The following is a 14,120-nucleotide window of genomic DNA, read 5'->3' on the forward strand; positions in this document are numbered from 1 at the left end:
AAATACCCGAACTAATTTGCATTTAATAACACAAATTAGTTCGGGTTAATTCAAACAAAAATCCTAATGTTATAGCCTTTCTTCTATCAAGCTGCTTCTGCTGTTTTTGAATATTGCTTCTTGAACAGCCCCACAAAGAAAATGGATGTGAGGACGATGAATACAAGGAAATATCCCAGCAGGATGAATAGATTCTGCCACATGAAACCGAAGTCTCCGCTTGAGATGACCGCTTTGAAAGCTGATACTGAGTATGTCATCGGCAGCAGGGCGCTGATCGGCTGCAGGGCACTCGGAATCAATTCCAGCGGGAATGTACCCGCACTTGTTGTCAGCTGCAGGATCAAGATGATGATGGCAACGAATCGTCCAGGATCACCAAGGATCGTAACGAGCATTTGAATCAATGCAAGGAACGTGAGACTGGTGATGATGGTTGAAAGCAGGAATAATGGTACACTTTCCACCTCTAGTCCCAATCCGAACAGCAGGATCGCTGCTGCGATGAGGGATTGAATGATCCCCACTGTTGTCAGTACTGCGAATTTACCCATGAACCAGCTCATTCCGCTGGACGGGCGATCTGCAGGTTCTTTTAGCGGGTAGACGATTGAAATCAACAGTGCACCCACGAACAATCCAAGGGACAGGAAGTACGGGGCAAACCCGGTTCCGTAGTTCGGCACATGGTTGATTTTCTCATTCTTCACGTCGACCGGACCGGCCATCATATCATATGTTTCGTCATTTGGCTCCACACTGTTTGCTTCTTTTGCTGCATCCTTTAACTTCTGCTCATATTCGGTTGTTCCATCAGCCAGTTTTGTGGAACCATCAGCTAATTGGACTGAACCGTCTGCAAGCTTCTTGGATCCGTCCGTCAATTGAGCCGATCCGTCATACACTTTGTTGAGGCCTGAATTTAATTCACCGGCCCCTGATGCTAGGCGGACCGTTCCTTGATGGACTTCCCCCATTTTTTCAGTTAACAGGCCGAAGTTTTTGACGATTTCAGCCTGGCCAGCCTGGAGCTTATTGGATCCTTCGTCAAGCTGGACTGAACCGGCAACAAGCTGGTCGACACCGCCCTGCAGTTTTTTCTGGCCCTCATTCAATTGGCCGATACCTCCGGCCAGTGTACCGGCGCCTTTCTGCAGTTCTCCTGCACCGGCACTCAGCGAGCCTGTGCCTGTCTCAAGGCCTGATGCTCCTTGCTTGATCTGATTGATGGCGGCCTGCAGCTGTGCCTGCTTTTCTTCAGGAAGACTGCCCATGAACGGCGCCAGTTGTTCTTCCAGTTCAGCGGCTCCGCTTCCAATCGCTTTGGCCCCGGCCTGGGTACGATCTGCCCCAGCCTGAAGCTCTCCGATTTTCTCTGCAAGTGTTTGAGAACCGGCGTACAATTTAGCTGTATTGTCAACAGCACTGTCAAGCCCTGCATCGACTTCTTCAAGGCCAGCCCTGCTTTTGTCAATCCCTCCGGCAAGGGCGTCCACACCTGATTGAACATCTTGTGTGCCTTTATACAATTGGTTTGTTTTATCCGTCATGACGCCTACACCGTCAGAGAGTTCCTTAGAACCGGATGCCAGTTCCGCGGCACCGGCTTTCGTTTTCGCAACGCCGTCTGTCATTTCAACATTTTTCTCCGCGAGGACTGTTAAGTTATCTTTCAGTGTCTTAGCCCCTTTGGATAAGTCAAGGGCTCCATTGTTGATTTCCCCGGCTTTTTCACTTGCTGTCTCATAGCCGTCACCCATTTCCTGGATTTTATCGAACATCGTTTCGGCATATGTTTCTGAGACTGATTTAGAAAGGCTTGACTTGATTTCTTTCATGGCAGTGTCACCAATCTGTGCCGACAGGAAGTTGAAACTTTCATTCGGCACATATTTCAATGCAAGCTTTTTCGGGTGTTCCGCAAGAAGGGTTGTGCCGTTTTCCGAGAAATCCTCTGGAATCTCGACCAGCATATAATAGTCCTGCTTCTCAAGGTTCTTATACCCTTCTTCCTTGTCTACAAAGTGAAAGTCGAATTGTTCGCTTTCTTTCAGCTTTTCCACGAGTTCGTCCCCTATGTGGAGATTATCTCCGTCAAACTCCGCTCCCTGGTCACTGTTTACAACCGCCACTGGTAAATCGGAAAGCTGTTCATAAGGGTCCCAGAACGCCCAAAGAAACATTCCGCTGTATAATACAGGGATGAAAAGAACAGCAAGGATCGGAATAAGTAGTTTTTTATTTCGGAAAATCGCTTTGAATTCTGAACCTGTAATTGATTTCTTCATATTATCCTCCTACGTTAGATTGCTTGTTGCAGAATAATTGACCAAATATCTCAATTGCTCAATAACCTTCAAAAAATAAATGACCATTTTGTTCTATTGGTCATTCTCGGCCAAAAATGAAGGACTATCCGGCAGATAACCCTTTAATAAGATAGAGCTCGAACAAATTGGCAATCTCATCTTTTTCCAATGGACCGTGAAGACGTTCCCAATCAAAAATCAATGAGACATAAAGCTTCAGCATGATAAAAGCAGTCATTTCCGGGTTGCATGGCTTGATTGCGCCAGAAGCAATCGCTTTTTCAATGCGGTGACTTAAAAATTCGACGACCACTTTTTCCATACGGTCGATTACTTCCGAAACAGCAGGCGTTCCCATTTCCCTTGCCTCTTGATAGAGCTTGATTGTCAGCTGATGCTCTTTCCGGAATTCAAGCAGGCGGAACAGGGCCCGATGAACATTTGTTGAAAAAGATTCCTGGGGGTCAATCACTTCCTCAGCTTCCTTTTTCATTTCATTAAGCAAGGAAGTGACAATTTCATCAAATAGTTCTTCTTTGTTTTTAAAGAACGTATAAATCGTCCCTTTTCCTACATTCGCAAGCTTTGCGACCTGGTCCATGGTGGTGGCTTTATATCCAAATAAAGAAAATGACTTGGAGGCCGCCTCCACGATTTGTTGTTTCCGATTAACCGCCATTGCCTCACTCCTCTCTTGACTGAATGACCGAAAATGAATTTTAGTCAAAATCACATTTATTAATTTATCATATCCATAAAAAATAAACAACTCTTTTCTTTTTACATGCTGTTTTCTAAAAGATTGCTGCTTATCGCAAAGCGCTTGCAGCTTGAAAAAAGCTTGTAGCCGTGCTCTTTTCGAACTCCAGTTCATATAACAAAAGGACGGACAAGCCGAAAATACCCAAGTTCCGGTATTTTCTTGCGTGCAAAGCAACAAAATTTGCGAAAAGAGCTTACATATTAGATAAGCCCTGAAGAATAAGCTATATAGAACACCCTGACAAGGAGGTGCCCAATGAATATCTATGTTGTCAAAAGCGGGGATACGCTTTGGTCGATATCTAAGCAATTCTTTGTTGACATGTCTCAGATCTCTTATGCAAATCAGTTGAAAAATAATGACATACTCATTATCGGACAGAGTCTCCTCATCCCTGAGTCGAATAAAGAATATATCGTACAGCCGGGTGATACACTCAATACAATCAGCACCAAGGTCAATGTCAGTCTGCGCGAACTGATTGACTTCAACCAGATATCAAACCCTTCCCAGCTTTACATCGGCCAATTGATCGTCCTCCCCTCATTCATTCATACAGTAAAAGCAGGGGATACTTTATACACCATTTCCTATAACTATAAAGTGGCTTTACAGGATATTTTAAATGCAAACCAAATACCCAACCCTTCTCTCATTTATCCAGGCCAGAAGATCCTCATCCCAAACAAAAGAAAGACCACAGAAATTAATGCCTATATCACACAAACCGGAAGCGAAGGGGTTGGAGAAGTAAGGGGACTCGGGAATTACTTTACTTATTTGTCTCCGTTTACTTATTCCATCACAAAAGAAGGAACTCTCACGTCCCTGAATGACGAAGGGTTGATAGCTGCTGCTTATGATACAAACGTCGACCCTCTGCTGGTCTTGACGAACTATTCAGGCTCAATGTTTGATTCTGATCTGGCAGCTGATCTTCTGCGGAATGAAACACTTCAAAATAAGCTTATTTCAAACCTGACAAATACGATGGCAACCAAAGGATACAAGGGTGTGAATTTCGACTTCGAATATGTGTACCCGGAAGACCGGGAAAATTATAATCAGTTTCTACGGAAAGTAACCTCGGAATTAAAGCCAAAGGGTTATTCAGTGTCCACTGCGCTGGCACCTAAAATAAAGGGCGACCAAAAAGGATTGTTGTACGAGGCCCATGATTATAAAGCACACGGGGAGATAGTCGATTTTGTTGTGATCATGACCTATGAATGGGGCTGGGCAGGCGGAAGACCATGGGCGATCGCCCCAGTCAATGAAGTAAAAAAAGTGCTCGATTATGCAGTTACAGTTATACCCCGCAGCAAAATTATCATGGGTGTGCCTCTTTACGGCCGGGACTGGAAAATACCTTGGGAGGAAGGGACTTTCGCAAAGACCGTTTCACCAGTTGCTGCAGTGGAATTAGCAGGAAGATACGGAGTCCGGATCCAGTATAACAATGAATATCAGGCTCCCTTTTTCAAATATTGGGATGAATCCGGTCAGCAGCACGAAGTCTGGTTTGAGGATGCCAGAAGCATACTGGCCAAACAGACTGTATTGGATGATTATAAACTGAGAGGAATGAGTTATTGGGTGCTCGGGAGCGCCTTTCCTCAAAATTGGGTCTTGCAGCACGCCAGATACCGAGTCGAGAAATAGAAGAAGGACCCCTTTTTTCAGGAGGTCCTTTCTTCATCTTTTACATATTCAAGAGTTTTTTTAACCACTTTTTCACCCTGCTCTATGCATTCGGGAATTCCGAGGCCTTCATATGAACTGCCCGCGACAAACACCCCTGGGAGCCTCTCTTCCAGGTTACGGTAAAGAGTTTCTGTCCGCTTCTTATGCCCCACTGTATATTGTGGCATTGAATCCTTATAGCGGGTAACGACTGTGAATTCCGGTTTGCCTTCAAGCTCAACGATTTTTTCCAGGTCTTCGAGCACAATCTGTTCAATCTGATCATCGGATAAATCCACAATCGTTTCATCACCTGATTTACCCAGGTAAACACGCATCAGCACCTTGCCTTCCGGGGCACTGTGAGGCCACTTTTTATGAGTCCATGTACATGCGGTTATTGAATAATCGCTGTTTCTCGAGACGATAAATTCATTGCCGTCCACATTTTTCTTTATTGCTGACTGATCAAAGCCCATAGCGACGGTAGCGACTGAAGTGGCAGGCATCTCTTTTAAATAATCCATGAATGAATGGGAGGGGAACATGGATTGAAGGGAGTGGTGCGGCGTAGTGATAACGATACTGTCGGCATCCAGCACATTTCCGTTTGTAAACTCAATCGTATAACCCCGGCCGGCTTCTTTATTGATCCGTGAAACCTTCATCCCTTTATGGATGGTTTCGGGTTCCAAGGCGGCCTCCACTCCGTCGACAAGCGTTTGTAGTCCCTTGGTAAACGTCATGAATCTGCCATTCTTTTGTTCACCTTCTGTCTCGGCAGCGGCTTTTTTGATGCCGGCGATGAGACTGCGGTGTTTTTGTTCAATTTGATGCAGTTCAGGGAAGGTCGACATGAGACTCATTTGATCGATGTCCCCCGCATAAATCCCAGTCAATAATGGTTCAATGAGGTTATCCACTACTTCATCCCCCATCCTTCTCCTGAAAAATCTGCCGAGTGATTGATCATCTGTGACAGCTGAACGTGGAAGGATGAAGTCGGCCGCCGCCCTCATTTTACCGGTGATTGAAAATAAGTTCGTGGTAATGAAAGGAGCAATCTGAGTCGGAATACCGATTATGGAGCCCCCAGGCATGGGATATAATTCTCCGCCGGCAATGACATATGATTTCCCCCAAGTACTGCTGACAAGCTTACCATCGATTCCGATTTCTTTTGCCAGATTGAGAGGCCCTGCCTTACGCGGTACAAAAGAATCAGGGCCTCTTTCAATGACATACCCGTCTTTAATGAGCGTTTGGATTTTGCCGCCCATGCGGTGGGATCCCTCTGCTAATGTCAATTGAATGGGAAGGTTCTTTTCTTTGATTTCTTTTTGCAAGTAGTAAGCGGCGGTGAGACCAGTAATCCCCCCGCCGATGACCACAACCTTTTTAACTTGCTGTCCCCTCATAAACATCGCCTTCTTTGTCTAAATAGTATCCTCTTCTATTTCCACAGTTTGCTTATTATTCAGAAAAATGATCATGCACCATGTCATCCCGTTTCAATAAATAGAAGGACTGAGCTCCTGAGTTGCCCTCATCAGCTGCAGTCCTTCACATCCCTGACAAACGACAGCAGGGATGATTTACTTATTCAAATGCTTTAAAATGACATCCGCCATTGCGTCAATGAATTCAGGCTTGGCATTCGGCATTTCAGGACGATAATAGCTTGCACCAATTTCGTCCGTGACTACTTTACATTCATAGTCATTATCATATAATACCTCCAAATGATCAGCAACAAAACCTACAGGAGTGTAGACAAATGTTGTATAACCTTTCTTCTCATGGAGTTCCCGTGTCAGGTCCTGTACGTCGGGACCAAGCCATGGATCCGGGGTGTTCCCTTCACTTTGCCAGCCGACTGCATAATGCTCTACGTCTGCACCTTCCGCGATCATCTTTGCGGTTTCTTCAAGCTGCTGAGGATAAGGATCTCCATACTGAAGAATCCGCTCAGGAAGACTATGGGCAGAAACGATGAGGACAGCATTTTTGCGTTCTTCTTCACTCATGCGTACAAATGTATCTTTTACTTTTTCAACCCAGTAATTGATGAATTTAGGTTCCTCATACCAGCTTTCCACTGATGTAATCGCCGGTCCGCCCAATTTCTCGGCAGTTTCTTTCGCCCGTCCATTATAGGATTTAACACTGAACGTCGAGAAGTGAGGGGCGAGGACGATGGAAACCGCTTCTTCTATACCATCTTTGTGCATTTGTTCCACTGCATCTTCTACGAATGGTTCAATATGCTTCAATCCCAGGTACATATGAAATTCAATTTCATCCTGAATGGAATTCAGATGCTCTTCCAGGCTCTTTGCCTGATCCATCGTAATCTTGGCAAGCGGTGAAATGCCTCCGATTGCTTCATACCTTCCCCGAAGGTCTTCAAGCATTTCCTCGGAAGGTGTTCTGCCATGACGGATATGAGTATAGTATCGTTCGATATCTTCTTCTTTATATGGGGTCCCGTAAGCCATGACCAACAGACCCATCTTCTTTTTAGTCATTCTATTCACCTCTTATAGTGGTCGGTTATGTTACACCGTGTATTCATTACTTCGCACTGTATTCATGAACAAAAGCAGTCAAGCGTTTAAGGGTGTCGGGATTGACTGACGGAAAGACACCGTGTCCCAGGTTAAAGATATAGCCAGGCAGTTCCATGCCCTGATCCAGTATGGCTTTCGCTCTTTCCTCGATCACTTCCCAAGGTGCCAGAAGGATAGCGGGATCAAGATTCCCCATAACCGTTTTCGAGATTCCCATTGCACGTGCTTCATTAATCTGCAGACGCCAGTCGAGACCCACTACATCAAGTGGAAGTTCATGCCATTCTTTCGCCAGATGGCTCGCCCCCACACCAAACATGATCAAGGGTACATTCTCTTCCTTGAGTTCAGTAAAGATTTTTTCCATTACCGGTTTAATGAACGTTCTGTAATCCTGTACATTCAATGCTCCAACCCAGGAGTCAAAAATCTGGAATGCAGAAGCACCGGCTTTGATCTGGGCTTTCCCGTACGTGATGGTCATATCGGCAAGCTTATCCATCAATGCAAACCAGGCTTTCGGTTCTGAATACATGAATGATTTTGTTTTGTTATAGTTCTTGGAAGGTCCTCCCTCGATCATATAGCTTGCCATTGTGAAAGGAGCTCCTGCAAACCCGATCAGCGGCACTGTAAGCTGTTCCTGTGTGAGGAGTTTAATCGTATCCAGAACATACGGAACGTCGCTTTCAGGATCGATCTCCCCGAGCTTTTCAACGTCTGCCGCAGATCGGATCGGGTTATCGATTACAGGACCGATGCCGGACTTGATCTCCACGTCCACTCCGATTGACGGCAGTGGCGACATAATATCTTTATAAAGGATCGCTGCATCCACGTCATATTGTTCGACCGGAAGTCTTGTTACATACGCACAGAGTTCAGGCTGGTGCGTAATTTCGAACAGGGAATACTTTTCCTTGATCTTTCTATATTCAGGCTGTGAACGGCCGGCCTGTCTCATAAACCATACCGGTGTATAATCAGTCTTTTCACCTCTCGCAGCTCTTAAAAATGTATCATTTAATTGTTTCATACCTAACGGCCACCTTTCACTCATCCATTGGTTCTATTGTATTATAAAAGAATAAAATTCTAAAATTGTTTAACCGTACAAACTGTAACCCTTATAAACTATAGACTTTTATGGATAAAATGTATAGTTATCAACAGTAAATGTCATAAATTTGCCGAAAATCAGGTTACAGAAGTACATAAACAGGGAAGATAACATATAGATTACTTTTACGAGGTGAATAAGATGAAGATGTATATGACAACAGGCACTCTTGAATTCCTGAAGAAGATCGAAAAACAGCACCCTGATGAAAAGATGGTACTCATGCATGAAGGGGATGCTCTTCTCGTCCATGAGACTGAAGGTGAAACAGTGTTCGAATCACCAAGGAGCTATGAAATTGTCGACCAATCGGGCTCACTGGAGAAGAAAGGATATGCCGTTTTCAACAATATCCCCGTTTCCGATGAAGGGCGCCCATTATTCGAATACCGTTTCAAAAATCGTGCCGGCCTGATTGAAGAAGTCCCCGGCTTTATCGCCATCCGCGTGCTGCGCCCGCTGGACAGTGATACATATGTAATCATGACTATCTGGGAGGACCGTAAAAGCTTTTTAGGCTGGCAGGACTCCAAACAATATCAAAAAGCCCACGAAAAACGGGGAACAGAAGAAGGAATCGATGCCAAGAAAGATCTGTTCCCCCGTGCATCCTATGTAACAGAATATATGGTGAGTGAAGAATAAGTCTTCTCCACTCGGAAGTGGAGGTACGACCTCCAATGCAGATGAGATAAAAGCAAGGAAATTCAAATAACCCCCGCACACTCTGGAAACAGATGTCAGTGCGGGGGTTATTAATTTTTATAGAACTCAACAATTATTGTGTACCGGCTCTTTTCCGCGCTACCCTTTCTTATACACAATCCCGTTCCGGTTTGCATAAATCGCCGCCTGTGTCCGGTCAGCCACTCCCAATTTACTCAGGATATTACTGACATGCGTCTTCACCGTTTTGATCCCTATGAATAAAGTATCCGATATTTCCTGGTTGGTCATCCCTTCTCCGAGGCATTCCAATACTTCTAATTCCCGTACCGTCAAATCTTCATGGGGTTTTCTCTCCTGCGGCCTGAATCGTGTCATCATTTTATCAGCAACCTTGGAGGCGATGACGGATTCCCCTTTTGCAGCTTTATAAATAGCAGAAGTGACTTCCTCTGCACTAGCTGTTTTGAGCAGATAACTGTGTGCGCCGGCCTCTATGGCCGGGAAAACTTTCTCATCATCATAATAGCTTGTGAGAATGATGATTTTGCATCCATTTAGGTAGGTTAATATTTTTTCTGTCGCTTCGATTCCGTTGCCATCCTCCATCAACAGGTCCATTAAAATCACGTCAGGCTGATAGATTTTAGCAAGACGGACTGCTTCATTTCCGCTCTTTGCCTCCCCAAGGAAATCGATTCGTTCTTCCATGAGCAGATAGGTTTTCATCCCTAACCTGACCATCTCGTGGTCATCGACAATCATTACTTTAATTTTTTCCACCATGCTCTCCCCCTTCATCAGACCGGGATTCTCAAATTGATATATGTACCTTCGCTTTCTTTCGACCTGATTTGAAAGTGTCCCCCTATTTCTTCAGCTCTTTCTTTCATCGTTTGTAGTCCATAAGAAGTCATTTTACTTTCTACAGGATTGAACCCTATACCGTTATCACTTATATAAAGCGTCAGGAAGCCCTCTTTTTTCTCCGTCGTGATTACAACCCTGGTTGCTTTTGAGTGCCTTAGGATATTTGAAAGGCTTTCTTGGATGATCCTGAACAGATGTGTTTCTGTCCCTTTTGTGAGATTTTCCATTCCCTCGAATCTTGATTCGATTTCAAGCTGCGTCTTTTCCTTCAATTCCCTGATGAGAGTGATTAAAGCTTCACGAATATCTTCACCCTTTAAGTCCACCGGTCTTAAATGAAGAAGCAGCGCCCTCATTTCTCCCTGTGCCTTGGAAGCAATTTCTGCCACCTGCTTCATGATCCCTTCCGCTTTGCCTGAATCGTGCGCAATGCTTTTAAGGGCTGCGGAGGAAAGCATATTGAGTGCAAACAGCTGCTGACTGACCGAATCATGTAAATCCCTGGCCAGTCTCTGGCGTTCTTCCATGACGGCTGCCCCGTGAGCTTTTTCGGCCAGCTCGGATTTTTCATCTGCCAGGCGCTGCAAAGACTTCACTTGTTCCTGAATATAGGTGGCAAGATGATTCATTTCTTCTGCAAGCACCCCAAGCTCATCACGTTCATCCGATTTCACCCTTGCGGAGAGCTTTCCGCTTCTAAGCAGCGTGACAAACGTAGACAGATCATCAATCCGTCCTTTAAGTGAATAGCTTGTACGAAATCCGAAATACACACTCAGCAACAGGAGGATCAGCAACAATGCAAGAGTCAGGTAAATTGAAAGACTTAATGAAACCCCGTCATTATGTGATAAAAACAAATAGACTTGAAGGGAGACAAAAGAAATCAGGCTTGCCATGACAGCCATCATAAAAAAACTTTTAATGATCATATTTCTGATAGCAGAAGTATGGTCCAATCTTCCCACTCCCTTCTAAATGCACGAACCCATCTCTTATACTTCACTCACTCTGATCGAAGCCACTTTAACGTCAATAAGCAGTTTAATTTTCTTACTTGATTCTTCATATCCCGGAGACCGGTAATAGAAATCAGATCTGATTTCAGCAGACTTTTGATCAAACAGTTTCACTTCTCCGACTTTCACATCAATCTCGATGTCGACCGGAATATCTTCCGGAATGATGACTTTTACATCTCCAACCCAACCCTTAATGACAATCGGGGTTTCACCTTCCGGGATAAATGCCTTACTGAAATCGAAATAATAATCGCCTACCACGTTTTGAAAATTCATCGGTTCCAACGGCCAATTCGGTTCAGAGTATTTGATTTCCCCTATGATGAAATTTTTCCTATGGTTTTTTTTGAGGGTTTTTGAACCGCCTTCCTTCCGTCCCTTCAAAGCCGTATCTTCAACACTATCTGAAGAGCGGTCAACCGTAACAGTCAGATTCATAGACTTATTCATTGCCACACGAATGGCCATTGCAATGATGAATAACGGCCAAAGCTTCCACCATTCCCCATAGTCAAAGTTCACTTTATTCCATTTATCAAGAAGGATAAGTGAGCCGTAGACAAGACTGAACAAGCCGAAGAGCAATTTACCGAAACTTTTATTCGAAACGCTGTCAACCAGCCATTTCAGTCCGACCAGAACCAGCAATATTGGGATGATATTGACAAAATCCATCGTTATTTCCAAGGAAATGACACCAAGATTCAACAGTAACAGCACAACGCCGGTTATTAATAACAATAGCGAGAAAAACCATCGCTTTCTTCCTCTGCTGCTCACTTCTCCACCACCTTCACCACTATATAGTTTCTAGAAAAGGATAAAATATCCTGTTCCTGACTACATATTAATCCTAATTGACGGTGAAGAAGAGCCGCATCCGCCCGATTCCTTCTCCGTCTCAAGACCGAAAAATGCGGTTTCACACCTTTATTCATTTTTCATAATCTATAGTACAGATTGGGGCTTTCACCCAATTTGAGAAAGGATATGCGAAGGGGGTAATCTTTTGGGGATCGACTTAACGGCTCTTCATTGGATCTACTTGGTGTTTATTGGATTGATTATATTATTTATGGTTTTCAGGAAGGATACTACAATTGTATGTATAATCGGGATCTTCAGTATTGCTCTGACTGCGACCGGTTCATTGAGCGGATCGATAAGCTCGGTTTTTAACAGTTTCATATTTGCCATAACTGAATTACTGTCGACAATCCTTGTCATTTCGATCATAGTGGCCATGAGCAAGGGACTGACTGCAACAGGGGTCAATGATGTCATGATCCGGCCATTCACGAAATTCATTAAGACTCCCGCACTTGCGTATTGGACGATCGGTATTGTCATGATGCTTATCTCTTGGTTTTTCTGGCCGTCGCCTGCAGTGGCACTGCTTGGGGCTGTCCTGGTTCCTGTGGCACTAAGGGTCGGGCTTCCGGCACTTGGGATTGCAATGGCAATGAACCTTTTCGGACACGGAATTGCCCTATCAGGGGATTATGTCATCCAGGCAGCACCCAAACTTACCGCTGATGCTGCGGGGATTCCGGTGGGGGATGTAATCGCAGCGAGTGTCCCGCTGGTTATCGTCATGGGGATTGTCACGACAATCACTGCTTTTATCTTTATTAAAAGAGATATGAAAAGAGGAATCTTAAAGGTAGAGCAATCAACTTATCTTGAGGATGAACCCTCGCCATCAGAGAAAAACCTGCTATCTGCCGGATGGAGAAATGGTATTGCCCTTCTGATTCCCCTATTATTCGCACTGAACATTGCGGCAATGGTTTCGTTTGACCTTCAGGGCGGTGATGCGACAGCTTTAATCGGTGGAACATCCATTTTTATATTGTTGATCATTTCCCTGGCTGCTTATAAAGGTAAAGGATTGGAGCGTTCCACCAGTTTTCTGATAGACGGATTTCAATTCGGATTTAAGGTTTTCGGTCCAGTCATTCCGATTGCCGCCTTCTTCTACTTGGGGGATGCCGGGTTCGGGACCATCATCGGGGATTTTCTCCCGGAAACGTCCCACGGGATCGTCAATGACCTTGGCGCATCCCTTGCTGCAGTCGTTCCGCTTTCGAAGGCAGTAGGGGCTGTTACGCTGACGGTTGTCGGTGCCATAACCGGACTTGATGGTTCAGGATTCTCAGGTATTTCACTTGCCGGTTCGGTGGCAAATTTATTTGCCCAAAGTATAGGCACGGGTGTCGCAACTCTTACAGCACTTGGCCAGATTGCAGGTATATGGGTTGGTGGCGGAACCCTTGTACCATGGGCCATCATTCCTGTAGCTGCCATCTGTAATGTAGATCCGTTCGAGCTAGCCAGGAGGAATATGCTGCCGGTCGTCATCGGACTGACCGTCACGACCATAGTGGCCATTTTTATCCTGTAAAAAGAAAAGGGCCCATCCTCAGTGCGTTTATGCACCTGAAGGACGGACCTTTTTATATGGATTTTTTTCGTAAAGGAAGGTGGTCAAGGTAAAGATGGAATAGCCTATGAGAAAGCCCGCAAGAACGTCCGAAGGGTAATGGGCCTGTTCCACCACCCTGCTCATCCCTGCCAGGAAAGCTGTTGCCGATGCAAGGATGTATATGCCCCATTTCACTTTGATTGAGGAAAACTCCCTGCTGATAAAATAAGAAGCCGTCAGCAAGAACACGATCCCGACCATAGCATGCCCGCTCGGGAAACTGAAACTCTCTTCCCCATGCGGAAACGGCGGCCTGTCTCTTTCCATTAAATTCTTTATGCTTTTATTCAATACATTGCTGCCTGCAACGGCGACCACTACGGTTAAAATGCCCGGAAAATCTTTTTTGGCCCACCATAAGTACAAGATAAGCAAAATGGCACCTCCCCCGATAGCGAGTTCAGTCCCCATTACCGAAAAGATCTCAATGAATCGCATATGATTCATGTTTTCCAGCAAATAGGGATCCCATGGAATGGACAAATCATAATAAACAAAATGCGCAATCGTCATAAAAAGAATGAACGTAATGATTCCGGTTATGTAAAATCCCTTTTTCATCTAATCCCTCCTTTCATTAGGATAGTCTAAGATTAAGTTATTTTTCACTCCCATTTAATGTTATAATATTC

General features: G+C 44.7%; 12 protein-coding genes. 3 read left to right on the plus strand and 9 right to left on the minus strand.

What is annotated here, in order from left to right; all coding sequences use genetic code 11:
- Nucleotides 1-86: 86 nt before the first annotated feature.
- Nucleotides 87-2,288, minus strand: a complete 2,202-nt coding sequence (locus ACKA06_RS06710; protein ID WP_411159321.1) for a YhgE/Pip family protein — start codon at nucleotides 2,286-2,288, stop codon at nucleotides 87-89.
- Between the two features lie 124 nt (nucleotides 2,289-2,412).
- Nucleotides 2,413-2,988 (minus strand): TetR/AcrR family transcriptional regulator, encoded by a 576-nt coding sequence (locus tag ACKA06_RS06715; RefSeq protein WP_032089255.1) that lies wholly within the window; start codon nucleotides 2,986-2,988, stop codon nucleotides 2,413-2,415.
- Between the two features lie 339 nt (nucleotides 2,989-3,327).
- Between ACKA06_RS06715 and ACKA06_RS06720 the strand changes: the two genes are divergently transcribed.
- Nucleotides 3,328-4,734 carry a LysM peptidoglycan-binding domain-containing protein gene (locus tag ACKA06_RS06720; protein ID WP_214873856.1) on the plus strand — a complete coding sequence of 469 codons (1,407 nt, stop codon included), beginning with the start codon at nucleotides 3,328-3,330 and terminating at the stop codon, nucleotides 4,732-4,734.
- A 17-nt stretch (nucleotides 4,735-4,751) separates the two neighbouring features.
- Here ACKA06_RS06720 and hemY read toward each other — a convergent pair whose 3' ends face one another.
- The 3 genes from hemY to hemE all read right to left on the minus strand — a co-directional run bounded on the left by hemY (nucleotide 4,752) and on the right by hemE (nucleotide 8,361).
- Entirely contained in the window at nucleotides 4,752-6,173 is a 1,422-nt protein-coding gene (hemY, locus tag ACKA06_RS06725; RefSeq protein ID WP_411159322.1) for a protoporphyrinogen oxidase, read from the minus strand.
- A 177-nt stretch (nucleotides 6,174-6,350) separates the two neighbouring features.
- Nucleotides 6,351-7,283 carry a ferrochelatase gene (gene hemH, locus ACKA06_RS06730; protein WP_032089258.1) on the minus strand — a complete coding sequence of 311 codons (933 nt, stop codon included), beginning with the start codon at nucleotides 7,281-7,283 and terminating at the stop codon, nucleotides 6,351-6,353.
- 46 nt (nucleotides 7,284-7,329) lie between these two features.
- A complete protein-coding gene (hemE, locus tag ACKA06_RS06735; RefSeq protein WP_064565000.1) occupies nucleotides 7,330-8,361 on the minus strand; it encodes a uroporphyrinogen decarboxylase in 1,032 nt (343 codons plus the stop codon).
- A 225-nt stretch (nucleotides 8,362-8,586) separates the two neighbouring features.
- Here hemE and ACKA06_RS06740 point away from each other — a divergent pair, with 225 nt between their 5' ends.
- Nucleotides 8,587-9,090 (plus strand): antibiotic biosynthesis monooxygenase family protein, encoded by a 504-nt coding sequence (locus ACKA06_RS06740; protein ID WP_058298190.1) that lies wholly within the window; start codon nucleotides 8,587-8,589, stop codon nucleotides 9,088-9,090.
- Between the two features lie 159 nt (nucleotides 9,091-9,249).
- Here the strand turns inward: ACKA06_RS06740 and ACKA06_RS06745 are convergent, their stop codons facing one another.
- From ACKA06_RS06745 to liaF, 3 genes are read right to left on the minus strand one after another with little or no spacing between them, the layout of a single operon-like run.
- The gene (locus ACKA06_RS06745; RefSeq protein WP_272867399.1) at nucleotides 9,250-9,894 is read right to left on the minus strand and encodes a response regulator transcription factor; all 645 of its coding nucleotides are present in this window, start codon (nucleotides 9,892-9,894) and stop codon (nucleotides 9,250-9,252) included.
- A 17-nt stretch (nucleotides 9,895-9,911) separates the two neighbouring features.
- Nucleotides 9,912-10,940 carry a sensor histidine kinase gene (locus tag ACKA06_RS06750; RefSeq protein WP_231938026.1) on the minus strand — a complete coding sequence of 343 codons (1,029 nt, stop codon included), beginning with the start codon at nucleotides 10,938-10,940 and terminating at the stop codon, nucleotides 9,912-9,914.
- A 36-nt stretch (nucleotides 10,941-10,976) separates the two neighbouring features.
- Entirely contained in the window at nucleotides 10,977-11,783 is an 807-nt protein-coding gene (gene liaF / locus ACKA06_RS06755; protein WP_058298188.1) for a cell wall-active antibiotics response protein LiaF, read from the minus strand.
- A gap of 229 nt (nucleotides 11,784-12,012) precedes the next feature.
- Between liaF and ACKA06_RS06760 the strand changes: the two genes are divergently transcribed.
- A complete protein-coding gene (locus tag ACKA06_RS06760; protein ID WP_032089263.1) occupies nucleotides 12,013-13,407 on the plus strand; it encodes a hypothetical protein in 1,395 nt (464 codons plus the stop codon).
- Nucleotides 13,408-13,434: 27 nt separating this feature from the next.
- On the opposite strand, the gene ACKA06_RS06765 is transcribed toward ACKA06_RS06760, so the two are convergent.
- The gene (locus ACKA06_RS06765; RefSeq protein ID WP_052011663.1) at nucleotides 13,435-14,049 is read right to left on the minus strand and encodes a phosphatase PAP2 family protein; all 615 of its coding nucleotides are present in this window, start codon (nucleotides 14,047-14,049) and stop codon (nucleotides 13,435-13,437) included.
- Nucleotides 14,050-14,120 lie beyond the last annotated feature (71 nt).

The sequence above is a fragment of the Rossellomorea oryzaecorticis genome, assembly GCF_045897515.1.
Taxonomy (GTDB): Bacteria; Bacillota; Bacilli; order Bacillales; family Bacillaceae_B; genus Rossellomorea; species Rossellomorea enclensis.